Annotated in this window: 22 protein-coding genes; 17 read left to right on the top strand and 5 right to left on the bottom strand. The window is 60.6% G+C overall.

The window, feature by feature from the left end:
• The first annotated feature begins 126 nt into the window (after positions 1-126).
• The 9 genes from AAIS01_RS13920 to AAIS01_RS13880 all read left to right on the top strand — a co-directional run bounded on the left by AAIS01_RS13920 (position 127) and on the right by AAIS01_RS13880 (position 11,059).
• Positions 127-858 (top strand): response regulator, encoded by a 732-nt coding sequence (locus AAIS01_RS13920; protein ID WP_343469429.1) that lies wholly within the window; start codon positions 127-129, stop codon positions 856-858.
• A gap of 31 nt (positions 859-889) precedes the next feature.
• Positions 890-2,317, top strand: a complete 1,428-nt coding sequence (locus AAIS01_RS13915) for an ATP-binding protein (protein WP_431191923.1) — start codon at positions 890-892, stop codon at positions 2,315-2,317.
• A 231-nt stretch (positions 2,318-2,548) separates the two neighbouring features.
• Positions 2,549-3,808: a D-mannose isomerase gene (locus tag AAIS01_RS13910; RefSeq protein ID WP_343469427.1), complete on the top strand. Its 1,260-nt coding sequence runs from the start codon at positions 2,549-2,551 to the stop codon at positions 3,806-3,808.
• A 116-nt stretch (positions 3,809-3,924) separates the two neighbouring features.
• Complete coding sequence (locus AAIS01_RS13905; RefSeq protein WP_343469426.1) at positions 3,925-5,226, top strand: ABC transporter substrate-binding protein; 1,302 nt, start codon at positions 3,925-3,927, stop codon at positions 5,224-5,226.
• Between the two features lie 183 nt (positions 5,227-5,409).
• A complete protein-coding gene (locus tag AAIS01_RS13900) occupies positions 5,410-6,318 on the top strand; it encodes a carbohydrate ABC transporter permease (protein ID WP_343469425.1) in 909 nt (302 codons plus the stop codon).
• Positions 6,311-7,156: a carbohydrate ABC transporter permease gene (locus AAIS01_RS13895; protein ID WP_047228360.1), complete on the top strand. Its 846-nt coding sequence runs from the start codon at positions 6,311-6,313 to the stop codon at positions 7,154-7,156. Before AAIS01_RS13900 ends, AAIS01_RS13895 begins: the two co-directional genes overlap by 8 nt.
• A 2-nt stretch (positions 7,157-7,158) precedes the next feature.
• Positions 7,159-8,319, top strand: a complete 1,161-nt coding sequence (locus tag AAIS01_RS13890; protein WP_343469424.1) for an ABC transporter ATP-binding protein — start codon at positions 7,159-7,161, stop codon at positions 8,317-8,319.
• A 222-nt stretch (positions 8,320-8,541) separates the two neighbouring features.
• Positions 8,542-9,888: a carbohydrate porin gene (locus tag AAIS01_RS13885; protein WP_343469423.1), complete on the top strand. Its 1,347-nt coding sequence runs from the start codon at positions 8,542-8,544 to the stop codon at positions 9,886-9,888.
• Positions 9,889-10,204: 316 nt separating this feature from the next.
• On the top strand, positions 10,205-11,059 hold the full coding sequence (locus AAIS01_RS13880) for a D-hexose-6-phosphate mutarotase (protein WP_343469422.1): 855 nt from the start codon (positions 10,205-10,207) through the stop codon (positions 11,057-11,059).
• A 155-nt stretch (positions 11,060-11,214) separates the two neighbouring features.
• On the opposite strand, the gene AAIS01_RS13875 is transcribed toward AAIS01_RS13880, so the two are convergent.
• The gene (locus tag AAIS01_RS13875; protein ID WP_171061416.1) at positions 11,215-12,075 is read right to left on the bottom strand and encodes a MurR/RpiR family transcriptional regulator; all 861 of its coding nucleotides are present in this window, start codon (positions 12,073-12,075) and stop codon (positions 11,215-11,217) included.
• A 196-nt stretch (positions 12,076-12,271) separates the two neighbouring features.
• On the opposite strand from AAIS01_RS13875, the gene zwf reads away from it, so the two are divergent.
• The 3 genes from zwf to AAIS01_RS13860 are packed head-to-tail and all read left to right on the top strand — an operon-like array spanning position 12,272 to position 15,124.
• Positions 12,272-13,741 carry a glucose-6-phosphate dehydrogenase gene (zwf, locus tag AAIS01_RS13870; RefSeq protein ID WP_092397073.1) on the top strand — a complete coding sequence of 490 codons (1,470 nt, stop codon included), beginning with the start codon at positions 12,272-12,274 and terminating at the stop codon, positions 13,739-13,741.
• Positions 13,728-14,441, top strand: coding sequence for a 6-phosphogluconolactonase (gene pgl, locus AAIS01_RS13865; protein WP_343469421.1), 714 nt, complete (start codon positions 13,728-13,730; stop codon positions 14,439-14,441). The genes zwf and pgl overlap by 14 nt, the downstream gene beginning before the upstream one ends.
• Before the next feature lie 17 nt (positions 14,442-14,458).
• Positions 14,459-15,124 (top strand): bifunctional 4-hydroxy-2-oxoglutarate aldolase/2-dehydro-3-deoxy-phosphogluconate aldolase, encoded by a 666-nt coding sequence (locus tag AAIS01_RS13860; protein ID WP_343469420.1) that lies wholly within the window; start codon positions 14,459-14,461, stop codon positions 15,122-15,124.
• Positions 15,125-15,369: 245 nt separating this feature from the next.
• On the opposite strand, the gene AAIS01_RS13855 is transcribed toward AAIS01_RS13860, so the two are convergent.
• Together AAIS01_RS13855 and AAIS01_RS13850 are read right to left on the bottom strand one after the other, a co-directional pair.
• A complete protein-coding gene (locus AAIS01_RS13855) occupies positions 15,370-16,557 on the bottom strand; it encodes an aminotransferase class V-fold PLP-dependent enzyme (RefSeq protein ID WP_343469419.1) in 1,188 nt (395 codons plus the stop codon).
• Between the two features lie 12 nt (positions 16,558-16,569).
• Complete coding sequence (locus AAIS01_RS13850; RefSeq protein ID WP_343469418.1) at positions 16,570-16,806, bottom strand: DUF3820 family protein; 237 nt, start codon at positions 16,804-16,806, stop codon at positions 16,570-16,572.
• Between the two features lie 205 nt (positions 16,807-17,011).
• On the opposite strand from AAIS01_RS13850, the gene AAIS01_RS13845 reads away from it, so the two are divergent.
• The 4 genes from AAIS01_RS13845 to AAIS01_RS13830 all read left to right on the top strand — a co-directional run bounded on the left by AAIS01_RS13845 (position 17,012) and on the right by AAIS01_RS13830 (position 20,777).
• On the top strand, positions 17,012-17,476 hold the full coding sequence (locus AAIS01_RS13845) for a PA2169 family four-helix-bundle protein (RefSeq protein WP_343469417.1): 465 nt from the start codon (positions 17,012-17,014) through the stop codon (positions 17,474-17,476).
• A gap of 233 nt (positions 17,477-17,709) precedes the next feature.
• A complete protein-coding gene (locus tag AAIS01_RS13840; protein WP_343469416.1) occupies positions 17,710-19,710 on the top strand; it encodes an FUSC family protein in 2,001 nt (666 codons plus the stop codon).
• Positions 19,697-19,903 (top strand): DUF1656 domain-containing protein, encoded by a 207-nt coding sequence (locus AAIS01_RS13835; RefSeq protein ID WP_047228349.1) that lies wholly within the window; start codon positions 19,697-19,699, stop codon positions 19,901-19,903. Before AAIS01_RS13840 ends, AAIS01_RS13835 begins: the two co-directional genes overlap by 14 nt.
• Before the next feature lie 10 nt (positions 19,904-19,913).
• Positions 19,914-20,777 (top strand): efflux RND transporter periplasmic adaptor subunit, encoded by an 864-nt coding sequence (locus AAIS01_RS13830; RefSeq protein WP_092397089.1) that lies wholly within the window; start codon positions 19,914-19,916, stop codon positions 20,775-20,777.
• A 153-nt stretch (positions 20,778-20,930) separates the two neighbouring features.
• Here the strand turns inward: AAIS01_RS13830 and AAIS01_RS13825 are convergent, their stop codons facing one another.
• Both AAIS01_RS13825 and AAIS01_RS13820 read right to left on the bottom strand, forming a co-directional pair.
• Positions 20,931-21,401, bottom strand: coding sequence for a MaoC family dehydratase (locus tag AAIS01_RS13825; RefSeq protein ID WP_003184579.1), 471 nt, complete (start codon positions 21,399-21,401; stop codon positions 20,931-20,933).
• 40 nt (positions 21,402-21,441) lie between these two features.
• Complete coding sequence (locus tag AAIS01_RS13820; RefSeq protein WP_343469415.1) at positions 21,442-22,386, bottom strand: alpha/beta hydrolase; 945 nt, start codon at positions 22,384-22,386, stop codon at positions 21,442-21,444.
• 247 nt (positions 22,387-22,633) lie between these two features.
• On the opposite strand from AAIS01_RS13820, the gene fadD2 reads away from it, so the two are divergent.
• Positions 22,634-24,322 carry a long-chain-fatty-acid--CoA ligase FadD2 gene (gene fadD2, locus AAIS01_RS13815; protein ID WP_343469414.1) on the top strand — a complete coding sequence of 563 codons (1,689 nt, stop codon included), beginning with the start codon at positions 22,634-22,636 and terminating at the stop codon, positions 24,320-24,322.
• Positions 24,323-24,537 lie beyond the last annotated feature (215 nt).

Below are 24,537 nucleotides of genomic sequence, written 5' to 3'. Positions count from 1 at the left end.
CGACGGAAATGTTGACTGACGCACCGCCTTCGCGAGCAAGCCCGCTCCCACAAAGGTTTTATGGTGTGTTTGTAGATTCCGTCCTTCAGGCATAATCCGCCCCAATCCAAACAAAGGACGAGGCCCGTGAGTTCAGTGAACAAATCGATTTTGTTGGTCGACGACGACCAGGAGATTCGCGAACTGCTGGACACTTACCTCAGCCGTGCGGGTTTTCAGGTGCGGACCACGCCCGACGGTGCCGGGTTTCGCCAGGCGCTGAACGATGCACCGAGCGATCTGGTGATCCTCGATGTGATGCTGCCCGACGAGGACGGCTTCAGCCTTTGCCGCTGGGTTCGCCAGCACCCGCGCCAGGCCCACGTACCCATCATCATGCTCACCGCCAGTTCCGACGAGGCCGACCGGGTCATCGGCCTGGAGCTGGGGGCCGATGATTACCTGGGCAAACCCTTCAGTCCGCGTGAACTGCAGGCGCGCATCAAGGCGCTGTTGCGTCGGGCGCAGTTTGGCCAGGAACGCGCCGGCGGCGAAGTGCTGGCCTTCGACGAGTGGCGGCTGGACATGGTCAGTCATCGGCTGTTCCATGCCGACGGCGAAGAAGTGATCCTTTCCGGCGCCGATTTCGCCTTGCTCAAGCTGTTTCTTGATCATCCCCAGGAAATCCTCGACCGCGACACCATCGGCAACGCCACTCGCGGTCGTGAGTTGATGCCCCTGGACCGAATCGTCGACATGGCGGTCAGTCGCCTGCGTCAGCGCCTGCGTGACACCGACAAGCCACCGCGGTTGATTCGCACGGTACGCGGCAGTGGTTATCAACTGGCGGCCAGTGTGATTGCCAGCAATGGTCATTGATTGGATCAAGAAAATAGCCCGGCGGGTGCCGGTGCCGCGTTCGTTGCTTGGAAGAATGCTGCTGCTGACCCTGCTGGTGGTGCTGTTCGCCCAGACCCTGTCCAGCCTGATCTGGGTCTCGCAACTGCGCGCCACCCAGCTCGAAGGGCTGGTCACCAGCGCCCGTAGCCTGGCCCATTCGATGACCGCCAGTGTCAGCTATCTGCGCTCGTTGCCGGTGGCTTACCGGCCATTGGTGCTGGATCAATTGCGCAGCATGGGCGGCACGCGGTTTGTCGTCACGCTCAATGACAAACCCCTGGGCATGGACGTGCTGCCGGTGACACCGCGCAAGCTGGCGGTGCTCAAGGCGGTGGACGACGTACTGCGCAAATCCCTGGGCAAGGACGCCGACATCTCGGTGAAGTTTGTCAGCCCCGAAGACCTGCGGATTTTCAACGGCGGTCTGAAGCTTGATGAATTGCCGCGCTCCTGGGCCCACTACGCCTTGACCCTGGAACCGGTGAACCCGCCCGTGCTGGTCACGCAAATCCAGATGGCGCCGGGCGAATGGTTGTACATCGCCTCGCTGCTGCCCGAGCCCTACACCAGCCTTGAAGAACAGGACCTGCCGGCGCAGCAGGTGGGCTTTATCGTGCTGACCAGCAGCCTGTTGTTGCTGTTCATCGGTTTGCTGGTGCATTGGCAGAGCCGGCCCCTCAAACGCCTGGCCCGGGCGGCACGCGACATGTCCCTGGGCGCCGAAGTGGAACCGGTAGCTGAAGGCGGCGGCAGCGAAGTGGTGGAAGTGGGCAGGGCATTCAATGCCATGCGTGAGCGCATCAGCCGTTACCTGACCGAACGCAGCCAATTGTTCAGCGCGATTTCCCATGACCTGCGCACGCCGATCACGCGGCTGCGCTTGCGAGTGGAGTTGCTGGAGGACGAAAACCTGCAAGCCAAGTTCGGCCGCGACCTGGACGAACTGGAGTTGTTGGTCAAAGGCGCGTTGCAATGCGTCAAGGACACCGACATTCACGAAAACATCGAGCCGGTGGACCTCAACCATGTGCTCGATTGCCTGGTCGAACCGTACCTGGCGCCCAGCGGCAATGGCCGGGTGACCCAGGATGGCCGCGCGTTGGCGCCGTATCCCGGCAAGCCGCTGGCGCTCAAACGCTGCATCGGCAACCTGATCGACAACGCCTTGAAGTACGGGCAGAACGCCCATCTGCACATCGATGACGATGAAACCGCGTTCATCCTGCACGTCGACGACGAGGGGCCGGGCGTGCCGGAGCAACGCCTGGAGCAAGTCTTCGAACCGCACTTTCGTCTGGCCGGGCAGCAGCAAGGGTACGGGTTGGGACTGGGCATCGCCCGCAACATCGCCCATAGCCATGGCGGCGAAGTCAGTCTGCAGAACCTGCGCGAAGGTGGGTTGCGGGTGACGTTGCAGTTGCCCCGCAGTGTCGATTAGTCAGACCGCGTTATCGTTCATCGCGAGCAAGCCCGCTCCCACATTGGATCTGTGGTGTTTATGCATGGTGTATCCATGTGGGAGCGGGCTTGCTCGCGAAGACGCCAGTAGCCTCAACATCGCTCAAAGAAATGTCACAAGTCGGTGACATAACTCGCCCCTTTCGTTACCTGCCGCCCGCCATCCCTTGTTTAGACTCCCTGCGTCAAAACAACAAAAAAAGGTACTCCCATGGACACCTTCCAACCGGCCTTCAGCAGTTGGCTGAACGCGCCTGCCCACCAGCAATGGCTTGCCGCCGAAGGCTTGCGTCTGCTGGCGTTCGCCAAGGCCTCCAGGCTGCCGGACGGCTTTGGCAACCTGGATGACCAGGGCCGTCTGCCGGACGATGCTCGGGCCGAAACCATGAACACCGCGCGCATGACCCATAGCTTTGCCATGGCCCATATCCAGGGGCTGCCCGGCTTCGCCGAACTGGTGGACCACGGTGTCCAGGCCCTCAGCGGCCCTCTGCGGGACGCCGAGCACGGCGGCTGGTTCGCCACGGCGCAAGCCCATGAGCACGACACCGGCAAGGCCGCCTACCTGCACGCATTTGTTGCCTTGGCAGCCAGTTCCGCGGTGGTGGCCCAGCGTCCCGGCGCCCAGGCGTTGCTGGATGAAGCCGTGCGGGTGATCGATGCGCACTTCTGGAGCGAAGAGGAGGGCGCCCTGCGCGAGTCCTTCAACCGCGACTGGAGCGACGAAGAAGCTTATCGCGGCGCCAACAGCAACATGCACGCCACCGAAGCCTTCCTGGCCCTGGCCGATGCCACGGACGATCCTCGCTGGCTGGTCCGTGCGCTGCGCATCGTTGAACGGGTCATCCACGGCCACGCTGCGGCGAATGACTACCAGGTGGTGGAACATTTCGACCGTGACTGGCAACCGCTTCGCGAGTACAACCACGACAACCCCGCCGACGGTTTTCGCCCTTACGGCACCACGCCCGGCCACGGTTTCGAATGGGCGCGGCTGCTGTTGCACCTTGAAGCTGCTCGGGTGCAGATGGGTATGTTGACGCCCGGCTGGCTGGCCCAGGACGCGCAAAAACTCTTCGACCAGAACTGCCGTCACGGTTGGGAGGTCGATGGTGCGCCAGGCATTGTCTACACCCTGGACTGGGACAACCGTGCCGTGGTTCGCCATCGCCTGCACTGGGTTCATGCCGAAGCGGCCGCCGCCGCCAGCGCCTTGCTCAAACGCACCGACGAGGCGCAATACGAAGCCTGGTATCGGCGGTTCTGGGAGTTCTGTGACAAACATTTCATCGACCGTTGCAACGGTAGCTGGCACCACGAACTCGATCCGCAGAACCGCCCCAGCGCCGACATCTGGCCGGGCAAGCCGGACTTGTATCACGCCTGGCAGGCGGTGCTGATCCCGCGCTTGCCCCTCGCCCCCAGCATGGCGACGGCGTTGGCGAAACTCTCCAGTGCCGCACCTGTGTAACCATGTCGTGACATTTACGCGTCCCTTCGTTACCTGCCAAGGGATTTCCCCTGTTTAGAATCCGTGCAGCGCAAGCATCAGACTTGCATGCATAACAACAAGAAAGGTACTTCTAGATGAATGCGATTTCTCGCCTCGCTACTGTCATTTCTCTTGCTTCCCTGCTTCCTGTCGCAGCATTCCCTGTCAACGCCCTGGCCGCCGAATCCAAAGGCAGCGTCGAAGTCGTTCACTGGTGGACGTCCGGTGGCGAAAAAGCCGCGGTCGATGTGCTCAAGGCCCAGGTCGAGAAAGACGGTTTTACCTGGAAGGATGGCGCTGTTGCCGGGGGTGGCGGTTCCACGGCCATGACCGTGCTCAAGAGCCGCGCTGTGGCCGGTAACCCACCGGGTGTGGCCCAGATCAAAGGCCCGGACATCCAGGAGTGGGCGTCCACCGGGCTGCTCGACACCGACGTCCTGAAAGACGTGGCCAAAGCAGAGAAGTGGGACAGCCTGCTCGACAAGAAAGTCTCCGATACGGTGAAGTACGAGGGTGATTACGTCGCCGTGCCGGTGAATATCCACCGCGTCAACTGGCTGTGGATCAACCCCGAAGTCTTCAAGAAAGCCGGCATCACCAAAAACCCGACCACCCTCGAAGAATTCTACGCCGCGGGCGACAAGCTCAAGGCAGCAGGCTTCATTGCGCTGGCCCACGGCGGTCAGCCTTGGCAGGACAGCACCGTGTTTGAAGCCGTGGTGCTCTCGGTCATGGGTGTCGATGGCTACAAGAAAGCTCTGGTCGACCTGGACAACAAGGCCCTGACCGGTCCGGAGATGGTCAAGGCCCTGACCGAGCTGAAGAAAGTCGCGACCTACATGGACGTCGACGGCAAGGGGCAGGACTGGAACCTGGAAGCAGCCAAGGTCATCAACGGCAAGGCCGGCATGCAGATCATGGGTGACTGGGCCAAGAGCGAGTGGACCGCGGCCAAGAAAGTCGCCGGCAAGGACTACGAGTGCGTAGCGTTCCCGGGCACCGACAAGGCCTTCACCTACAACATCGATTCCCTGGCGGTGTTCAAGCAGAAAGATGAAGGCACCGCGGCCGGTCAGCAGGATATCGCCAAGGTCGTGCTGGGTGAGAACTTCCAGAAAGTCTTCAGCATCAACAAGGGTTCGATCCCGGTGCGCAACGACATGCTGGCCGACATGGCCAAGTACGGTTTCGATTCCTGCGCCCAGACCGCGGCCAAGGACTTCCTGGCGGACGCCAAGTCCGGCGGCCTGCAGCCGAGCATGGCGCACAACATGGCGACCACGCTGGCGGTACAGGGCGCGTTCTTTGACGTGGTGACCAACTACATCAACGACCCGAAAGCCGACCCAGCCGACGCTGCCAGGAAACTGGGCGCAGCGGTGCAGTCTGCCAAGTAACCCTTAGCACCGCAGGCCCCTGTGGGGTGCGAGCCTGTGGGAGCAAAGCTTGCTCGCGATGAACGATAACGCGGTCATTCGAAAGACCGAGACGCCTTCATCGCGAGCAAGCTCAGCTCCAACACAAGCCCGCTCCCACAAGGGATGCCCTTGTAATCATTACCCTTTGTACTGGATCTTCCCATGAGTTCTGTTGCTGTGTTCAGCAAGGCCTCGCCGTTCGATGCATTGCAGCGCTGGCTACCAAAACTGGTGCTGGCGCCGAGCATGTTCATCGTGCTGGTGGGCTTCTACGGTTATATCTTGTGGACGTTCGTTCTGTCGTTCACCACCTCGACCTTTCTGCCCAATTACAAGTGGGCTGGCCTGGCGCAGTACGCGCGGCTGTGGGACAACGACCGCTGGTGGGTGGCGAGCAAGAACCTGGCAGTCTTCGGTGGCATGTTCATCGGCATCACCCTGGTGATCGGCGTACTGCTGGCGGTATTCCTTGACCAGCGCATTCGTCGCGAAGGTTTCATCCGCACCATTTACCTGTACCCGATGGCGCTCTCGATGATCGTCACCGGTACGGCCTGGAAGTGGTTGCTCAACCCGGGCATGGGCCTGGACAAATTGTTGCGTGACTGGGGCTGGGAAGGCTTTCGCCTGGACTGGCTGATCGACCCGGACCGTGTGGTGTATTGCCTGGTGATCGCCGCCGTATGGCAGGCCTCGGGCTTCATCATGGCGATGTTCCTCGCCGGCCTGCGGGGTGTTGATCAGTCGATCATTCGTGCCGCGCAGATCGATGGCGCGAGCATGCCGCGCATCTACTGGAAAGTGGTGTTGCCGAGCCTGCGCCCGGTGTTTTTCAGTGCGGTGATGATCCTGGCGCACATCGCGATCAAGAGCTTTGACCTGGTGGCGGCGATGACGGCCGGCGGCCCGGGGTATTCCTCTGACCTGCCTGCCATGTTCATGTACTCCTTCACCTTCAGTCGCGGCCAGATGGGCATGGGTTCGGCCAGTGCGATTCTGATGCTCGGTGCGATTCTCGCAATCGTTGTGCCTTACCTGTACTCCGAGCTGAGGACCAAGCGCCATGACTAGTCTCGCTGCCAAACCATCCATCAGCCTGAGTCGCATCGCGATCTACGCGGTATTGATCCTTGCCGTATTGCTTTACCTGGTGCCGTTGGTGGTCATGCTGTTGACCAGCTTCAAGACACCGGAAGACATCAGCACCGGCAACCTGCTGAGCTGGCCGACCGTGGTCACCGGCATCGGTTGGGTCAAGGCCTGGGCCACGGTTGACGGGTACTTCTGGAACTCGATCAAGATCACCGTCCCGGCGGTGCTGATCTCCACCGCGATCGGTGCATTGAACGGCTACGTGTTGTCGATGTGGCGCTTTCGCGGTTCGCAGTTGTTCTTCGGCCTGTTGCTGTTCGGTTGCTTCCTGCCTTTCCAGACCGTCCTGCTGCCGGCTTCCTTCACGCTCGGCAAGATGGGCCTGGCCAGTACCACCACCGGCCTGGTGTTCATCCATGTGGTCTACGGGCTGGCGTTCACCACGCTGTTCTTCCGTAACTACTACGTGAGCATTCCCGATGCGCTGGTAAAAGCGGCGCGACTGGACGGTGCGGGTTTCTTCACCATCTTCAGGCGGATCATCCTGCCGATGTCCACCCCGATCATCATGGTCTGCCTGATCTGGCAGTTCACTCAGATCTGGAACGACTTCCTGTTTGGCGTGGTGTTCTCCAGCGGCGATTCGCAGCCCATCACGGTGGCGCTAAACAACCTGGTCAACACCAGTACCGGGGCCAAGGAATACAACGTTGATATGGCAGCGGCGATGATCGCCGGGCTGCCGACCCTGCTGGTCTATGTGGTGGCAGGCAAGTATTTCGTGCGCGGTCTGACGGCCGGCGCAGTCAAGGGGTAATCATGGCAACGCTCGAACTTCGCAATGTAAACAAGACCTATGGTGCCGGCCTGCCGGACACCCTGAAGAACATCGAGTTGTCGATCAAGGACGGTGAGTTCCTGATCCTTGTCGGCCCTTCGGGCTGCGGCAAGTCGACGTTGATGAACTGCATCGCCGGCCTTGAAACCATCACCGGTGGCGCGATCATGATCGGTGACCAGGACGTCAGCGGCATGAGCCCGAAGGATCGCGACATCGCCATGGTGTTCCAGTCCTACGCGCTGTACCCGACCATGAGCGTGCGCGAGAACATTGAGTTCGGTCTGAAGATTCGCAAGATGAGCCAGTCCGCCATCGATGAAGAAGTCAGCCGCGTGGCCAAACTGCTGCAGATCGAACATCTGCTCAACCGCAAGCCCGGCCAGCTTTCCGGTGGTCAGCAACAGCGCGTGGCCATGGGCCGGGCGCTGGCGCGGCGGCCGAAGATCTACCTGTTCGACGAACCGCTGTCCAACCTCGATGCCAAGTTACGGGTCGAGATGCGCACCGAAATGAAACTGATGCACCAGCGTCTGAAAACCACCACGGTGTACGTCACCCACGACCAGATCGAAGCCATGACGCTGGGCGACAAAGTGGCGGTGATGAAGGACGGCATCATCCAGCAGTTCGGCACCCCGAAAGACATCTACACCAACCCGGCCAACCTGTTCGTGGCGAGCTTCATCGGTTCGCCACCGATGAACTTCATCCCCCTGCGCCTGCAACGCAAGGACGGCCGTTTGTTGGCGCTGCTCGACAGTGGCCAGGCCCGTTGCGAGCTGCCGATGGGCATGCAGGACGCCGGCCTGGAAGACCGTGAAGTGATCCTCGGCCTGCGCCCGGAACAGATCATGCTGGCGGGCAATGAGCCCAATGGCTTGCCCACCATTCGCGCCGAAGTCCAGGTCACCGAGCCCACCGGGCCGGACACTCTGGTGTTCGTCAGCCTTAACGACACCAAGGTTTGTTGCCGCCTGGCACCGGACATGGCGCCGCAGGTGGGGGAGACCCTGACCCTGCAATTCGATCCCTCGAAAGTGCTGCTGTTCGATGCCAAGTCCGGCGAACGCCTGGGCGTGGCCGGCCAGGCGCACAGCGAAGCCCGAGCCGCCAACGTCGCGCAATTCAAAGGTCGATGAAGAACAAATGTGGGAGCGGGCTTGTGGGAGCTGAGCTTGCTCGCGATGAACGATAACGCGGTCATTTGAAAGACCGAGGTGCTTTCATCGCGAGCAAGCTCAGCTCCCACACAAGCCTGCTCCCGCAAGGAAGTATGCGGTGAGTGGGGGACCATTCGCCGCAATCGTTGTAAACCGCGTTAGATAAAAACAGTTAATAACAATAAAGACGAGGATGTAGGGATGAAGAAGAACAACAACGCCCGGCGTGTCTGCCAATTGTCCGCTGTTGCGGCGATGATGCTGGCCGGTAGTGCGCATGCGGCCGAGGCTTTCAGCGCCGATTCGCAATGGATGACCGGCGACTGGGGCGGCGAGCGGACCAGACTGATCGAGCAAGGTATCGATATCAAGGCTGATTTCGTCGGTGAGATGGGTGCCAACCTCGACGGCGGTTACAACGATGACAAGACTGCGCGCTGGTCCCAGCAGTTTGGCTTGGGCGTAGCCCTGGACCTGGAGAAACTGGCGGGTTGGGGTGATACCACGGCCAAGATTCAATTCACTCGCCGGGACGGTCGCAACATCTCCAACGACCGTATCGGTGATCCACGGGCCGGCACCCTCAGCTCTTCCCAGGAAGTCTGGGGCCGTGGGCAAACCACCCGTCTGACCCAGTTGTGGATCAAGCAGCAGTATTTCGACAGTAAGCTGGATGTCAAAGCCGGTTACTACGGGGTCGGTGAAGATTTCAACAGTTTCCCGTGCGAGTTCCAGAACCTGGCGTTCTGCGGTTCGCAAGCGGGTAACTGGGCAACCGGCATCTGGTACAACTGGCCGATCATGCAGGCGGCGATTCGCGTCAAGTACAACCTCACACCGGAACTCTATGCGCAGATCGGTGCTTACAACCAGAACCCTTCGCAGCTGGAAAACGGCAACCGCTACAAGCTCAGCGGCAGTGGCACCCAAGGCACGCTGATTCCGGTCGAGTTGGTCTGGTCGCCCAAGCTCAATAGCCTGCCAGGTGAATACCGTATCGGTTACTACAAAAGTACGGCCAAGGCTGATGACGTCCGCGAAGATGACAATGGCCAGGATGCCGCGACAACCGGTAACGCCTACCGCAGCCACAGCAGCAAGGATGGCTACTGGTTCGTGGTGCAGCAACAGCTCACCGCCCACAATGGCGACGCCTCGCGCGGTCTGAACATCGCGGCCAATGCCACCTTCCATGACAAGGAAACCAACGTCGTCGACAACTACCAGTCGCTGATGTTTGTGTACAAGGGGCCGTTCAATGCGCGTCCTAAAGATGACGTCGGGATCGGTTTTTCCCGCATCCATGTCAACGAAGATGTGAAGAAAAACGCCGAGCTGGTCAACGCGGCCAATGGTGTTAGCGACTACGACGATCCGTTGTTCTCGCCGTTGCGTGGCACCGAATACAACTACGAAATCAACTATGGTTTCCACGTGACCAACTGGCTGACCGTACGCCCTAACCTGCAATACATCACGCATCCAGGTGGTGTGAATGAAGTCGACGATGCGCTGGTCGCCGGCCTGAAAATTCAGTCGGTGTTCTAACGCTGTTGCGATAAGCTTCTCTCAATGTGCGCATATTTGCGGATGGCCAAGGCTGTCCGCTTTTTTTTGGAGTGTGTGTTCGCTAGCACAGGACCTGTGGCGAGGGCGCTTGCTCCCGCTGGGTTTTGTAGGAGCTGGCGAAGCCTGCGATCTTTTGATTTTGATCTTTCGCTCTCGATTCAATTGGCTGTGGAAAGATCGCAGCCTCGCTTCGCTCGACAGCTCCTACAGAACCGGGCGGGAGCAAGCGCCCTCGCCACAAAAAGAACGCGTTGCAAACAGATGAGCCATTCAATGATTTCCAGGACCGCAGCTCATGCATGAGCATCCGCTACAACGCTTTTTCAGATCCTTGCGCGAGCGCCCGGTGTTTGCGTGGGAGCGCTATCGGCAACGCGATGTGCTGGTGATCGATCACCCGCTGTGTCAGGCGGTGTTCAGTCGGCAGGGCGCGCAGTTACTGCATTTTCAGCCTCGCGGTCAGAAGCCCTGGCTGTGGTGCGCGGCCAAGTGGCCGCACGTTGGCGCAATACGCGGCGGGGTGCCGGTGTGCTGGCCGTGGTATGGCCGTCATCCGAGTGAAAATGCCTGGCCGTCCCATGGCTGGGCACGGTTGCTCGATTGGAAACTGCTCGACAGCCGCAGCGATGAAACAGGCGTGCACCTGCACTGGCAGCTCCAGTTGTGCGACTGGCAGGTGGACCTGCACGCCGACTTGGGCGAGCGCATGGAATTACGCTTGAGTACCGAGCATCAAGACAGCCTGCCGTGCCAATTGAGCCAGGCTCTGCACGCCTATTGGCGTATTGGTGACGTCGGTGAGATAGCGCTGTCCGGGCTCGAAGGCGCGCAGGGTTACGATCAATTGAACCGTGCGGCATGCCAGCAGGAAGGCGATTTGCGCGTCGAGGGCGGTTGTCAGCGGGTGTTCCAGCATGAAGGTGAATTACAGCTTAAGGACCACGCCTGGCAGCGAGAGCTGTGCATCGACACCGGCGCCAGCGCCGATACCGTGGTGTGGCATCCCGGCGCCCGGCCTTTGCTGGGGGTGAGCTGGGATGAAATCAGCGAATTCGTCTGCGTCGAAGCGGCCAGCGGCGGCACCGACAGCCAGTGGCTGGCACCGGGGGAGCGGGCGCATTTGAGTTTGCAGGCGTGGGTGGGGGCTTAGCTCAGGATCTCTGGTGTGCGACTGGCGCCTTCGCGAGCAAGCCCGCTCCCACAAGGTCCATGTTTGATCACAAATTATGTGAACAACTCGAACCCCTGTGGGAGCGGGCTTGCTCGCGAAGGCGGACGATCAGGCACTGAAGATTTTGGATTGAGTCAGTTGAACTCATCCCCCACCGGATACCGGCTGGCATTGAGGCTTTCCTTGATCTTGCGCAGATGCGGCTGGAAGTCCACGCCACGGCGCAAGGTCATGCCGGTGGCGAGCACGTCCAGCACGGTGAGCTGGATGATCCGCGAGGTCATCGGCATATAGATGTCGGTGTCTTCGGGCAGCGGGATATTCAGGCTCAGGGTGCTGGCCTTGGCCAGGGGCGAGCCTTCGGCGGTCAGCCCGAGTACCGACGCGCCGTTCTCCCGGGCAATGCGCGCGACTTCCACCAGCTCGCGGGTACGGCCGGTATAGGAAATGATCACGAACAGCTCGCCCGTATGGGCCACCGACGCGATCATCCGCTGCATCAGCACATCGGCGTGGGCGGTCACCGCCAGGTTGAAGCGGAAAAACTTGTGCTGGGCATCCAGCGCCACCGGTGCCGAGGCGCCGAGGCCGAAGAAGTGGATCTGCCTGGCCTGGATCAGCAGGTCCACGGCACGGCTGATCAAATTGGGATCAAGGGCCTGGCAGGCGCTGTCCAATGAGGCAATGGCACTGCCAAAGATTTTCCGGGTGTAGGCTTCCGGGTTGTCGTCGGCCTCCACCGCGCGACTGACATAAGCCGCGCCGCTGGCCAGGCTTTGGGCCAGTTGCAGCTTGAGTTCCGGGTAGCCGCTGACGCCGAATGAGCGGCAGAAACGGTTGACGGTGGGTTCGCTGACCGAAGCGGCCTGGGCGAGCGCCGCGATGCTGAAGCGGGTGGCCTGCTGTGGGTTGAGCAGGATCACTTCGGCCACTTTGCGTTCTGCCTTGTTCAGGTCTTCAAGGCGACTCTGGATCTGTTCCAGTAAATTTCGCACGCGGTCCATACAAGATTCCTAGAAAGACGGGTCTTTGATACGACCCTTTGCGGTGGCCTATCCTACTGATGGCTCCGGTGTACCACCACTCGGAATCAGTATTTTCGAAAAATGTTGTGGTTATTACTACATTTTTCCTTGAGTGATGCCTTGAAAAAAGGTATTTGTAGCTTAACTTGATAAAAGAACAAACATCATGCATTCGATTACGGTTGAACCGTGCACCTTTGCCTTGTTCGGCGCGTTGGGCGACCTGGCCTTGCGCAAGCTGTTTCCTGCCCTTTATCAGCTTGATGGCGCCGACCTGCTGCACGAGGACACGCGGATCATTGCCCTGGCCCGGGAGCCGGGCAGCGAGCAGCAACACCTGGCGTTCATCGCCGCCGAGTTGCGCCGCTACGTGGGCGACAAGGATCTGAACGAGACCGTGGTTGAACGCTTCCTGGGGCGACTGACTTATCTGCACGTGGATTTCCTCAAGGCCGACGACTATGTCGCCCTGGCCGAGCAGGCCGGTTCAGCCCAGCAAGTCATTGCCTATTTTGCCACCCCGGCGGCGGTGTACGGAGCGATCTGCGAGAACCTGGCGAAGGTCGGCTTGTGCGAAAACACCCGCGTCGTGCTGGAGAAACCCATCGGCTCGGACCTGGAATCGTCGCGCAAGGTCAACGACGCCGTGGCGCAGTTCTTCCCGGAAAACCGCACCTATCGCATCGACCACTACCTGGGTAAAGAGACGGTACAGAACCTGATCGCGCTGCGGTTCGCCAACAGCCTGTTCGAAACCCAGTGGAACCAGAATTACATTTCCCATGTGGAAATCACTGTCGCGGAGAAGGTCGGCATCGAAGGCCGCTGGGGCTATTTCGACAAGGCCGGTCAACTGCGCGACATGATCCAGAATCACCTGTTGCAGTTGCTCTGCCTGATTGCCATGGACCCGCCGGCCGACCTGTCCGCCGACAGCATCCGTGACGAGAAGGTCAAAGTGCTCAAGGCCCTGGCGCCCATCAGCCCGGAAGGCCTGACCACTCAAGTGGTGCGCGGCCAGTACATCGCCGGCCACAGCGAGGGCAAGTCGGTGCCGGGTTACCTGGAAGAGCCCAACTCCAACACCCAGAGCGATACCGAAACCTTCGTGGCCCTGCGCGCCGACATCCGCAACTGGCGCTGGGCCGGGGTGCCGTTTTATCTGCGCACCGGCAAGCGCATGCCGCAGAAGCTGTCGCAGATCGTCATTCACTTCAAGGAACCATCCCACTACATCTTCGCCCCCGAGCAGCGCTTGCAGATCAGCAACAAACTGATCATCCGCCTGCAACCGGACGAGGGGATTTCCTTGCGGGTGATGACCAAGGAGCAAGGCCTGGACAAGGGCATGCAATTGCGCAGCGGTCCGTTGCAACTCAACTTTTCCGACACCTATCGCAGCGCGCGGATTCCCGATGCCTACGAGCGGTTGTTGCTGGAAGTCATGAACGGCAATCAGAACCTGTTTGTCCGTAAAGATGAAATTGAAGCCGCGTGGACGTGGTGTGACCAGTTGATCGCCGGGTGGAAGAAATCCGGCGATGCGCCCAAGCCGTATGCGGCCGGGTCCTGGGGGCCGATGAGCTCCATTGCACTGATCACGCGGGATGGGAGGTCATGGTATGGCGATATCTGAAGTGAAACTGCCGCAGGGCGTCAGCGCCCACGAATTCAAAAGCCCGATGCTGTTGGCCGAGGGCTTGGCGTTGAAGGTGGCCGAGCAATTACGCGCAGCAATCGAGGCGCGCGGCACGGCGACCCTGGTGGTCTCCGGCGGTCGTAGCCCCGTGGCGTTTTTCCAGAGCCTGGCCAAACAGGCGCTGGACTGGTCGAACGTGGTGGTGAGCCTGGCCGACGAGCGCTGGGTGCCGGTTGAGCACGCTGACAGCAACGCCGGTCTGCTCAAGCGTTACCTGCTCCAAGGTGCGGCGGCCAAGGCCCAGTTCCTGAGCCTCTACAGCGCCAGCGCCGACCTGGAAGCCGCAGCCGAGCAGGCCGATCGTTTGCTGGCCGAGCTGCCGCCCATCGATGTACTGGTGTTGGGCATGGGGGATGACGGGCACACCGCCTCGTTGTTCCCTGACAGCCCGAACCTGGCTCAAGCCTTGGATGCCAATGGCGTTCGCCGCTGCTGGCCGATGCTGGCGCCCACCGTGCCGCACCAACGCCTGACCATGAGCCGCGCCTTGCTGGCCTCGGCCAAACACAAAGTGCTGTCGATTTCCGGTCAGTCGAAATTGACCACCCTGAACGCTGCGGTGGCCGGTGACAACGTTGCCGAAATGCCGGTTCGCGCGTTTTTGCAACCTACGTTAGAGATTTACTGGTGCCCATGAACCAAGGATCAGCCGCTATGAAAAACCCATCCCCGACCGTTTCCATGGCGGACAAAATTACCCTGATCGACAGCCTTTGCGCCAAGGCGCGGATCCTGCCGGTGATCACCATCGCCCGTGAGCAGGACATCCTGCCGCTGGCCGATGCCCTGGCCGCTGGCGGCCTGACGGCGCTGGAAGTGACCTTGCGTTCCCAGTACGGCCTCAAGGCCATCCAGGTGCTGCGCGAGCAGCGTCCGGAACTGGTGACGGGCGCCGGCACGGTGCTCGACCGCCACATGCTGGCCGCCGCCGAGGCCGCCGGTTCTCAGTTCATCGTTACCCCAGGCATCACCCGTGATCTGCTGGAGGCCAGCGTTGACAGCCCGATCCCGTTGCTGCCGGGCATCAGCAACGCCTCCGGCATCATGGAAGGCTATGGCCTGGGCTATCGCCGCTTCAAACTGTTCCCGGCGGAAGTCAGCGGCGGCGTCGCGGCCATCAAGGCCTTGGGCGGCCCGTTCGGCGAAGTGAAATTCTGCCCGACCGGCGGCGTAAGCCCGGCCAATATCAAGAGCTACATGGCGTTGAAAAACGTGATGTGCGTGGGCGGCAGCTGGATGCTTGATCCTGAGTGGATCAAGAACGGCGACTGGGCCCGCATCCAGGAATGCACCGCTGAGGCGCTGGCGCTGCTGGACTGATTGTCTTTTACCGAACCTTCGTTGGGTGTTCTACGGTTTTACGGTGCGCTTGGTCGGCGCGCCGTTTTTTTTTGCCTGGGTTTTATCGTACCGCGCTGGATGAACGCTGGATTTGTGGCGAGGGGATTTATCCCCGCTGGGGCGCGCAGCGGCCCCGAAACCTGACATCTCGGTGCGTCAGATAGGTTAAGTCCACCTTGCTGGGCTGCTGCGCAGCCCTGCGGGGATAAATCCCCTCGCCACAACTACATTCGGCTCAGGTTAATCAGCGCCGCAGTCAACCGCTCGATGTCACTGGCCAACGTAATCAGCCCAGGCGTAATGCGGATACACGGCCCGACACTGGTGTTACGCACCACCGTGAAGATCCCATAGTCATTGAGCAGTCGATCAGCCATCGCCTGTTGATCGGGGTGTTCGGTGAAACGCATCGACGTGATGCCGCAGTGCAGGCGCGGATCGTCCGGCGTCATGATTTCGATCCCCGGCACATCACGCACGGCATTCACCCACAGGTCGCGCAGATAGCTGAGCCGCGCGCCCTTGGCCGATGCGCCCCCCAATGCACGGTGTTCCTCCAGTACCAGGGGCAGCGTGAGCAAGGCCGGGATGTTGGGCGTGCTGTGGGGTGTTCGCGAGCGCACATCAGTGGCAGGACAATGATCTTCGTCCATGTCCGGGTCGATGTCGGCCAGCCGTTGCGGTGCGATGTATAAAAAGCCCAGGGCCAGTGGCCCGCCGATCCACTTCTGCAGGTTGAACCCGGCGAATTCGATACCGAGCTTTTTCAGGTCGAAATCGATCTGGCCCAAGGCATGGGCACCGTCGAGAATGATATCGACGCCAAACTCACGAGCGGTCTCGGCAATGGCCTGGACCGGCATCACCAGCCCGGTGAGGTGGTTGACGTAAGTCAGCGCCATCAGCTTGAGGCTCGGATAGCGAATGAACGCCTGGCGATAAGTGCCCACCAGGCTTTCGAAACTGGCGGGGTAGGGGTGGACGAGTTCAATGACTTGCACGCCCCGCTGCCGGGCCAGCCAGCGCATCGCGCTTTTGACCGACGCGTATTCCAGATCACAGATCAATACCTGATCGCCAGGCTTGAGGCCGTTGTAGTTGCGAATCAGCGTTTGCAGAGCGTCTACAGCGCTGTTGGCCAGCGCTACGCCAGCGGGGGATGCGTGGATCAGCTGTGCCACTTGCTGGCGAATCGCTTCGCCATGGTCCCGGTCGAAATGCTGGCGTACGTACACCGAGTTACCGCGGTTGACGAACTCGATGTTGCGTTGGTACTCCTCGACCACGGTCCGGGACATGCGGCCGAAGTAGCCGTTTTCCAGATTGAGCGGAGCATGAGGGTCGACATCGTAGCGGCCCACGAAAGTCTCCCAGAAGCTTTCATCGTGGGCGCGCAGGGTGTTCTCGGGCATGGCGGGGCTCGATCAATGTTGGGGCTTGGGTTTGCCATGTTTGGCGCGCAGTGGGTCAAGCAGATCCGACAGACCGTTGTGGTCGATCTCCTGCATCAGCGCTAGCAAAGCGCCCAGTTCCCCGTGAGGAAAACCCTCGCGAGCGAACCAGTTCAGGTATTGCCCGGGAAGGTCGGCCAGGATTCGGCCTTTGTATTTGCCAAAGGGCATCTGGCGTGTCACCAGCAGTTCGAGCTTTTCCGGGTTCATGGTCTGGGTCTTGATTCAGTCAGCCTGGAAAATACAGGCATTCTGCATGCAGGCCAAATGACAGATCATGCAAAGAACACGGATACAGTTGTGGGGTGATTACTTAAATATCTGATTTTAAAGTGTTTTATTTTGAGCGGGGGGCTGGCACGACCGATGCAATATTGCTTGTAGGTTTTTTATTCACAAGCAAAGGAATTGAAAAATGACCGACATCAATAAAGAATCCATCTCCGTCCTGAACGACCTGATCGAAACCAGCAAAGACGGTCAGGAAGGTTTCAAGACTTGCGCTGAAGACATCAAGCATCCACAACTCAAGGCATTGTTCGTCCAGCGTGCCGCAGACTGCGCCACCGCCGCAGCTGAACTGCAAGCTGCCGTACGCTCGCTGGGCGGCGATCCGGAAACCTCGACCAGCGTGGCCGGTGACCTGCACCGCCGTTGGGTCGACGTGAAAGCCGTGTTCACTGGCAAGGACGAAGAAGCGGTCCTTAACGAAGCCGAGCGCGGCGAAGACCATGCTCTGAAGGCTTACAAGGAAGCCATGGAGAAAATCAGCAAGCACAACCTGGTAGGCATTCGCGACTTGGTTGAGCGTCAGTACCATGGCGTGCAGCGTAACCATGACCAGGTGAAAGCCCTGCGTAACCAGGCGCGCGCCAGCTAAACACGCGTGCAGAACAAAAAAACGCCAGCTTGTCTGGCGTTTTTTTATGGGGTTCATCGATTGGATGGGGGAAGATCGCAGCCTCGTTGCACTCGACAGCTCCTACGCTCCGGCGTGTCTACGCAGCTTCTGGAAACAACTCTGGACTCAAATAGATAGCTAGCTAATAATTACACCCTCCATCACCCTTTTATTGCATCTATCGTTACTGCGTTCCCAGAAGAGTTTTTCGCGTGCCCATTACTTTCCAGGCCTTGTTCGCCCCCGACCGCCTCGCTGTGCAATTCGCCATCAAGACCGTGCTCGGTGGCGGGCTGGCGCTTTGGCTGGCCTTGCGCTGGGGGCTGGAGCAGCCTTCATGGGCGTTGATGACCGCGTTCATCGTGGCGCAACCGCTGTCCGGGATGGTGGTGCAAAAAGGCTTGGCGCGGCTGCTCGGGACGTTGGTGGGCACCGTCATGTCCGTGGTGTTCATGGGGCTGTTCGCCCAGACGCCCTGGCTGTTCCTGCTGGCGCTGGCCGTGTGGCTGGGCTTGTGCACGGCCTGTTCGACACTGCTGCGCAGCGCCTGGTCCTATTCCTTCGTGCTGGCCGGGTACACGGTGGCGATCATTGCCCTGCCGGCGATTTCCCATCCGCTGGGGGTGTTCGATCAGGCGGTGGCGCGCTGTACGGAGATCAGTCTGGGCATTGTCTGCGCCACGGCGGCCAGCGCGTTGCTCTGGCCGTTGCGGGTTGAGCGGCAATTGGCCGATCAGGCCCGTGCCGCCTGGCAGAGCGGCATGCACGCGGCCCGCGCCACACTGACCGGCGATGCCCAGGCCCGTAAAGGGCTGCTGGAAATCCTCGGCAAGATCGTCGCCGTGGACGCCCAGCGCGAGCACGCCTGGTTTGAAGGCAGCCTGGGGCGGCAGCGGGCCCGGGCCATCAGCGCTCTGAGCCAGAAACTGTTGATGCTGCTGCGCATCTCCCGCTCGGTCCGGCGGCAATGGAAACAACTCGACCCAGAGGAAGCCGAGGCTCTCAAGCCTTGGATGAGCGAGGTGCAACAAGCCCTCGATGCTGACAGCGCGACGTTGCAAGCCCTGCGGCCACGGGTGCTGGACGCGTCTCACGACCCTCGGATCAGTTCGGCGCAAAGCTATTGCCTGGCCCGCTTCGCCTTGTTGCTCGATACCGCCCTGGCCGCCTGCGCAGCCTTGAGGGCGGTGCAAGAGGGCAGGGAGGCGGTGGATCCGCCGCGCACCCTGGCGCCTCATCGTGACCTGCCCCTGGCCATGGTATTTGGTGCGCGTAGCGCCCTGGCGTTTCTGGCGGTCGCCTGTTTTTGGCTGGCCACTGCCTGGCCCGCCGCCTCAGGCGCGCTGGTGCTCACCTGCGTGGTGTGCAGTCTATTCGCCAGTCGTGAAAACGGCGCGCAGATCGGCATGAGTTTTCTTCGGGGAATTCTGTTGGCGGTGCCCACGGCGTTTGTGGTCGGTGAGATTTTGCTGCCGCAGTGGAGCAGTTTTGCGATGTTGGGCATGGCCATGGGCGTGCCGCTGTTCCTGGGGGCGTTGGGCATGGCCAAGCCGCAGATTTTCGCCACGGCCACCTCGTTTTGCCTGCATTTCGTGGTGCTGATATCGCCGCTCAACGCCATGAAATATGACGTGGCGGCGTTCTTCAACAATGCGCAAGCGATGATGCTCGGTGTCGGCGCGGCGGTGTTGGCATTCAACCTGCTGATTCTGCGCGATCCAGCCTGGCATAGCCGTCGTCTGCTGGCTGCCACGCTTGATGATCTGGTGCGTCTCACGCGTCGTAACCTGCGGGGCGCCGAGAGCTGGTTCGGCGGGCGCATGGCTGATCGGCTGCTGCAACTGGCGCGGCATTATCCCGAACTGCCGGTGCCGGCGCGTAGCCGTTGGGATGACGGATTGTTGGGCCTGGACATGGGGGACGAGTTGCTGCATCTGCGCTTGAGTCTGGCCGTCGCCCAAATGCCCGACAACCGCGCCCAGCGCCGTTACTTCGAAGCGCTGGAGCAGGTGCTTGAGCGCGGTCCGGCAGTAGATCAGGCCGAAGCACTGGGCCCGGCGAGCGACGAGTTCCTGAAGGTGTTGTCGACGCAACCGCCCGGCGATGCGCTGAAACTGGCCCAGGGCGCGGTGGTGCAATTGCAGAACAGCTGGCGCGCCTGGTGCCGTCAGCATGAACCTGAACAACGGGAGCACAGCCATGGGCTTGCGTGAGTGGTCGATAGGCGGGGTATTGCTCAGCCCGTTTTTGATTTATGTGGTGCTGGCCTTGCTGGTGACCGGGGGGCTACGCCTGTTGCTCAGCCTCGTGCCGGCCGGGCGCTGGATCTGGCATGAAGCCTTGTTCGACTGCGCCCTGTATGTCTGTGTCCTGACTGTTATTACCGTGGTCCTCGGACCGCTATAAGGAGTTGAACATGCGTACCTCCGTACGTGTTGCTGTCACGCTGAGCGTGGTGGCCGTGGCGATCTTCGCCGGGTTTCATCTGTGGCAGTACTACATGCTCACGCCCTGGACCCGGGATGCGCGGATTCGCGCCGACGTGGTGGTGATCGCCCCTGACGTATCGGGTTGGGTGCGTGAGCTCAAGGCGGTGGATAACCAGCAGGTCAAGGCAGGCGATTTGTTGCTGAGCATCGACCGCGAACGTTTTGAGGCCGCGCTGGAGAAAGCCCGGGCGGTGGTTCAGACCCGCCAGCAGCAACTGAGTTTGCGTGAACACGAAGCCAGTCGACGCGCCGCCCTGGGGCCTCAGGCTATCAGCGCCGAGTTGCGCGAGAACGCCCAGATCAACGCCGGCATCGCCCGGGGCGAACTGCGCGAGGCCCAGGCGGAGGCGAAGGTCGCCGAGCTCAATCTGGCCCGCAGCCAGGTGCTGGCCCCACGGGGCGGCCATATCACCAACCTGCGTCTGGCCGAGGGCAACTACGTGAATGCCGGGCAACCGGTCATGGCGCTGATCGACGATTCAACGTTTTACGTGCAGGCCTATTTCGAAGAAACCAAACTGCCCAGGATCCGCGTGGGTGATCCGGTCAAGGTCTGGTTAATGAGCGCTGACCATGTCCTGCAAGGTCACGTCGAAAGCATCAGTCGCGGTATCACCGACCGCAATACCAACCCCGATGCGCAACTGCTGGCCGAGGTCGAACCGACGTTCAACTGGGTGCGCCTGGCCCAGCGGATTCCGGTGCGGATCAAGCTGGACAAGGTGCCCGAAGGGGTGAACCTGAGCGCGGGGATGACGGCGAGCGTGCAGGTGCGTGAAGACCCGCAATAACTTTGTGGCGAGGGGATTTATCCCCGCTGGGGCGCGAAGCGGCCCCAACACCTTACATCACCGCGGTGTCAGCGCCGAGTGCAGGGGGCTGCTTCGCAGCCCAACGGGGATAAATCCCCTCGCCACAAGTCATCCACCGTAAATGCGGGTGGATCAACCGACCGTAATCGCCGGCAGCGTCGGCAAGGTCACGGTCTGTTGCTTGCGTGGCGCGAGGATTTCAGCTTCGCCGTCCACCACCAGTTCATCGCGCTGATTGAACACGCGAGTGGCGATGCGCACGCGGAATTTCGGCAGTTTTTCAAGAATTTCCAGGCGCACGGTCAGGGTGTCGCCGATTTTCACCGGCTTCTGGAAGCTCATTTGCTGGCCGATATAAATGGTGCCCGGCCCAGGCAGCTCGCAGGCCACCGCCGCACTGATCAGCGCTCCGCTGAACATGCCATGGGCGATGCGCTCCTTGAACATGCTCGCTGCGGCGAATTCGGCGTCCAGGTGCACCGGGTTGTGATCGCCCGACATGGCGGCGAACAGCTGAATGTCGCGCTCTTCGACGGTTTTGCTGTAGCTGGCGGTCTGGCCGACTTCGAGGGCTTCGTAGGGGATGTTGGTAACCTGGGTCATCTATCAAATCCTGTGACGAGTAAAGGAAAACGCTGCAAACCTATTCGCTGCGTGGCGGTCGCTTGTGACTCAGGGCCTGGGCAATCCAGGCCAGCACGTCGGCCGTCACTTCATCGCGGTTGGTTTCATTGAACAGTTCGTGCCGGGCTTGCGGGTAAATCGTCCATTGCAAGTGCTGGCTACCGGCGCCGCGCAGGGCGTCGGCCAGATCCTTGAGACGCTTGCCTTCACTCACCGGATCACATTCGCCGCCGATCACCAGCAGGGGCAGGCCCGGATCGATCTGGGCGAGATTGGACGCTTTGCTGATCTGCTGCAACCCACTGAGCAGGTCGACCCACAACTGATTGGTGCAACGAAAGCCGCACAGCGGGTCGTGGAGGTACTTGTCGACTTCTGCCGGGTCGCGGCTGAGCCAGTCGAAGGGGGTGCGCGTGGGTTTGAATTTCTTGTTGAAACTGCCGAAGGACAGCCACTCGATCAGGGCGCTGCGGCCCTTGGGACCCTGGCGCTTGCGCTCGAAACAGGCGATCAGGCGTGCGGCGCGATAGAGCGCCACGGGCTGGAAATTCGAGCCGCTGAGAATCGCCCCGTGCAGACTGGCGCTGTGATGCAACAGGTAAGCCTGGGCGATGTAGCTGCCCATGCTGTGACCCAGCAGCACAATGGGAACCTCGGGGTGTTGCTGGCCGATGTGCTGATTGAGGCTGGCCAGGTCGCCGACTACCTTGGCCCAGCCATCCTCGTCTGCAAAATGGCCGAGCGTCGCCGCTTCGCCGGTCTTGCCATGACCGCGCAGGTCCGGCGCATAGACGCCGTAGCCTGCATCGCACAGCGCCTGGGCCAGACGCGCGTAGCGGCCGCTGTGTTCGGCCATGCCGTGGGCCAGCATGATCACCGCTTCAGGGGCGGTGTCAGGCAGCCACTGATTGACGAACAGGCGGGTGTGGTCGGTGGCGGTGAGCATGAACGTTTGGTGGATCATGGGCATTCCTTTACTCACGGGCATACACAAGGGCAAACACAGCGTCGCTGCATTGTATAGCGCATCCGTTGCGTCTCGCCTGATCAGGTCACGTTACGTTACGTCGTGGCAGGTAGATTCACACAATCTATGACGCAGGTTGTCATATTTGCCTGATTGGCCATAGCTGCTAGTGTCCCAAGAGCACCGCCTGTGCAAGAGCCACAGAAGCGGCCCGGACACGTTCAGGTTAAAGAGGACAAAAACAATGCAGCCTGATTTCTGGAATGACAAACGCCCGGCCGGCGTGCCCCTGGACATTGACCTGGGGGCGTACAAATCGGTGATCGAGGTGTTCGAGCGTTCCTGCAAGAAATTCGCCGACCGTCCGGCGTTCAGCAACATGGGGGTGACCCTGACCTATGCCGAGCTCGAGCGCTATAGCGCCGCCTTCGCCGGTTACCTGCAAGCCCATACCGACCTGGCGCCTGGCGATCGTATCGCGGTGCAGATGCCCAATGTCCTGCAATACCCCATCGCCGTGTTCGGTGCCTTGCGCGCCGGGTTGATTGTGGTCAACACCAACCCGCTATATACCCCGCGGGAAATGCGTCACCAATTCAAGGACTCCGGCGCCCGGGCGCTGGTGTACATGAACCTGTTCGGGCAGAAAGTCCAGGAGGTGCTGCCTGACACCGATCTGCAGTACCTCATTGAGGCGAAGATGGGCGACCTGATGCCGGCTGCCAAGGGTTGGCTGGTCAATACGCTGGTAAGCAAGGTCAAGAAGATGGTCCCTGACTATTCGCTGCCCCAGGCGGTTTCATTCAAGAGCACGTTGCGTCTGGGGCGGGGCCATGGCATCAAACCGCTGCAAGTCAGTCTCGATGACATCGCAGTGTTGCAATACACCGGCGGCACCACCGGCCTTGCCAAGGGCGCCATGCTGACCCACGGCAACCTGGTGGCGAACATGCAGCAGGCCCGGGCATGCCTGGGGCAGTTCGGCGACGACGGCCAGCCGCTGCTGCGCGAAGGCCAGGAAGTGATGATCGCGCCGCTGCCGCTGTACCACATCTACGCTTTCACGGCGAATTGCATGTGCATGATGGTGACCGGCAACCACAATGTGCTGATCACCAATCCGCGGGACATCGGTGGCTTTATCAAAGAGCTGAAGAACTGGCGTTTTTCGGCGTTGCTGGGGCTCAACACGCTGTTCGTGGCGTTGATGGACCATCCGGATTTCAAGACCCTGGATTTCTCCAGCCTCAAGCTCACCAACTCCGGTGGCACCGCGCTGGTCAAGGCCACCGCCGAACGTTGGGAGCAACTCACCGGCTGCCGTATCACCGAAGGTTATGGCCTGACCGAAACCTCGCCGGTGGCCTGCACCAACCCTTATGGCCAGAAGTCCCGGCTGGGCACGGTGGGGCTGCCGGTGCCAGGCACGGTCATGAAAGTGATCAGCGACGACGGCACCGAACAGCCATTGGGCGAGCGCGGCGAGCTGTGCATCAAGGGCCCGCAAATCATGAAAGGTTACTGGAACAAACCCGAAGCCACCGCCGAGGTGCTGGATGGCGAGGGCTGGTTCAAATCCGGTGACATCGCGGTGATCGACCCGGACGGTTTCGTGCGCATCGTCGATCGCAAGAAAGACATGATCATCGTCTCGGGTTTCAACGTGTACCCCAACGAAATCGAAGACGTGGTGATGGCCCATCCGAAAGTTGCCAATTGCGCGGTGATCGGCGTGCCGGACGAGCGTTCGGGAGAAGCGGTGAAACTGTTCGTGGTGCCGCGCGAGGCGGGCGTCAGCCTTGAAGAGCTCAAGGCTTACTGCAAGGAGAACTTCACTGGTTACAAGATTCCCAAGCACATCGTGCTGCGAGAGTCGTTGCCGATGACGCCAGTGGGCAAGATATTGCGGCGGGAGTTGCGCGATATCGCCTGATGCCTCAACGAAAACCTGACGTGGGAGCGGGCTTGCTCGCGAATGCGGTTTATCAGTCACAATTTTCGGCGACTGACACTCAGCCTTCGCGAGCAAGCCCGCTCCCACAGTTTTTTGTGGATTCAGAGCGATCTGGTGGTGCTTAGAATTTTTACTCTAAAAATGACCACTGCATATTCTTGAGTCAGATTTATGACTGCATGGGCCACTTTTGG

Origin of the sequence: Pseudomonas halotolerans (assembly GCF_039581215.1) — a bacterium.
In the GTDB taxonomy this organism is placed as follows: domain Bacteria; phylum Pseudomonadota; class Gammaproteobacteria; order Pseudomonadales; family Pseudomonadaceae; genus Aquipseudomonas; species Aquipseudomonas tehranensis.
Note: the sequence above shows the minus strand (reverse complement) of the source record. Positions and strands in the feature narration are given on the sequence as shown.

What these genes read in the sequence shown, in the direction of transcription:
- AAIS01_RS13910 (WP_343469427.1), top strand. Translation starts at nt 2,549, where the DNA reads ATGGACACCTTCCAACCGGCCTTCAGCAGTTGGCTGAACGCGCCTGCC.
- AAIS01_RS13905 (WP_343469426.1), top strand. Translation starts at nt 3,925, where the DNA reads ATGAATGCGATTTCTCGCCTCGCTACTGTCATTTCTCTTGCTTCCCTG.
- AAIS01_RS13900 (WP_343469425.1), top strand. Translation starts at nt 5,410, where the DNA reads ATGAGTTCTGTTGCTGTGTTCAGCAAGGCCTCGCCGTTCGATGCATTG.
- AAIS01_RS13895 (WP_047228360.1), top strand. Translation starts at nt 6,311, where the DNA reads ATGACTAGTCTCGCTGCCAAACCATCCATCAGCCTGAGTCGCATCGCG.
- AAIS01_RS13890 (WP_343469424.1), top strand. Translation starts at nt 7,159, where the DNA reads ATGGCAACGCTCGAACTTCGCAATGTAAACAAGACCTATGGTGCCGGC.
- AAIS01_RS13885 (WP_343469423.1), top strand. Translation starts at nt 8,542, where the DNA reads ATGAAGAAGAACAACAACGCCCGGCGTGTCTGCCAATTGTCCGCTGTT.
- AAIS01_RS13880 (WP_343469422.1), top strand. Translation starts at nt 10,205, where the DNA reads ATGCATGAGCATCCGCTACAACGCTTTTTCAGATCCTTGCGCGAGCGC.
- zwf (WP_092397073.1), top strand. Translation starts at nt 12,272, where the DNA reads ATGCATTCGATTACGGTTGAACCGTGCACCTTTGCCTTGTTCGGCGCG.
- pgl (WP_343469421.1), top strand. Translation starts at nt 13,728, where the DNA reads ATGGCGATATCTGAAGTGAAACTGCCGCAGGGCGTCAGCGCCCACGAA.
- AAIS01_RS13860 (WP_343469420.1), top strand. Translation starts at nt 14,459, where the DNA reads ATGAAAAACCCATCCCCGACCGTTTCCATGGCGGACAAAATTACCCTG.
- AAIS01_RS13855 (WP_343469419.1), bottom strand. Translation starts at nt 16,557, where the DNA reads ATGCCCGAGAACACCCTGCGCGCCCACGATGAAAGCTTCTGGGAGACT.
- AAIS01_RS13850 (WP_343469418.1), bottom strand. Translation starts at nt 16,806, where the DNA reads ATGAACCCGGAAAAGCTCGAACTGCTGGTGACACGCCAGATGCCCTTT.
- AAIS01_RS13845 (WP_343469417.1), top strand. Translation starts at nt 17,012, where the DNA reads ATGACCGACATCAATAAAGAATCCATCTCCGTCCTGAACGACCTGATC.
- AAIS01_RS13835 (WP_047228349.1), top strand. Translation starts at nt 19,697, where the DNA reads ATGGGCTTGCGTGAGTGGTCGATAGGCGGGGTATTGCTCAGCCCGTTT.
- AAIS01_RS13830 (WP_092397089.1), top strand. Translation starts at nt 19,914, where the DNA reads ATGCGTACCTCCGTACGTGTTGCTGTCACGCTGAGCGTGGTGGCCGTG.
- AAIS01_RS13825 (WP_003184579.1), bottom strand. Translation starts at nt 21,401, where the DNA reads ATGACCCAGGTTACCAACATCCCCTACGAAGCCCTCGAAGTCGGCCAG.
- AAIS01_RS13820 (WP_343469415.1), bottom strand. Translation starts at nt 22,386, where the DNA reads ATGATCCACCAAACGTTCATGCTCACCGCCACCGACCACACCCGCCTG.
- fadD2 (WP_343469414.1), top strand. Translation starts at nt 22,634, where the DNA reads ATGCAGCCTGATTTCTGGAATGACAAACGCCCGGCCGGCGTGCCCCTG.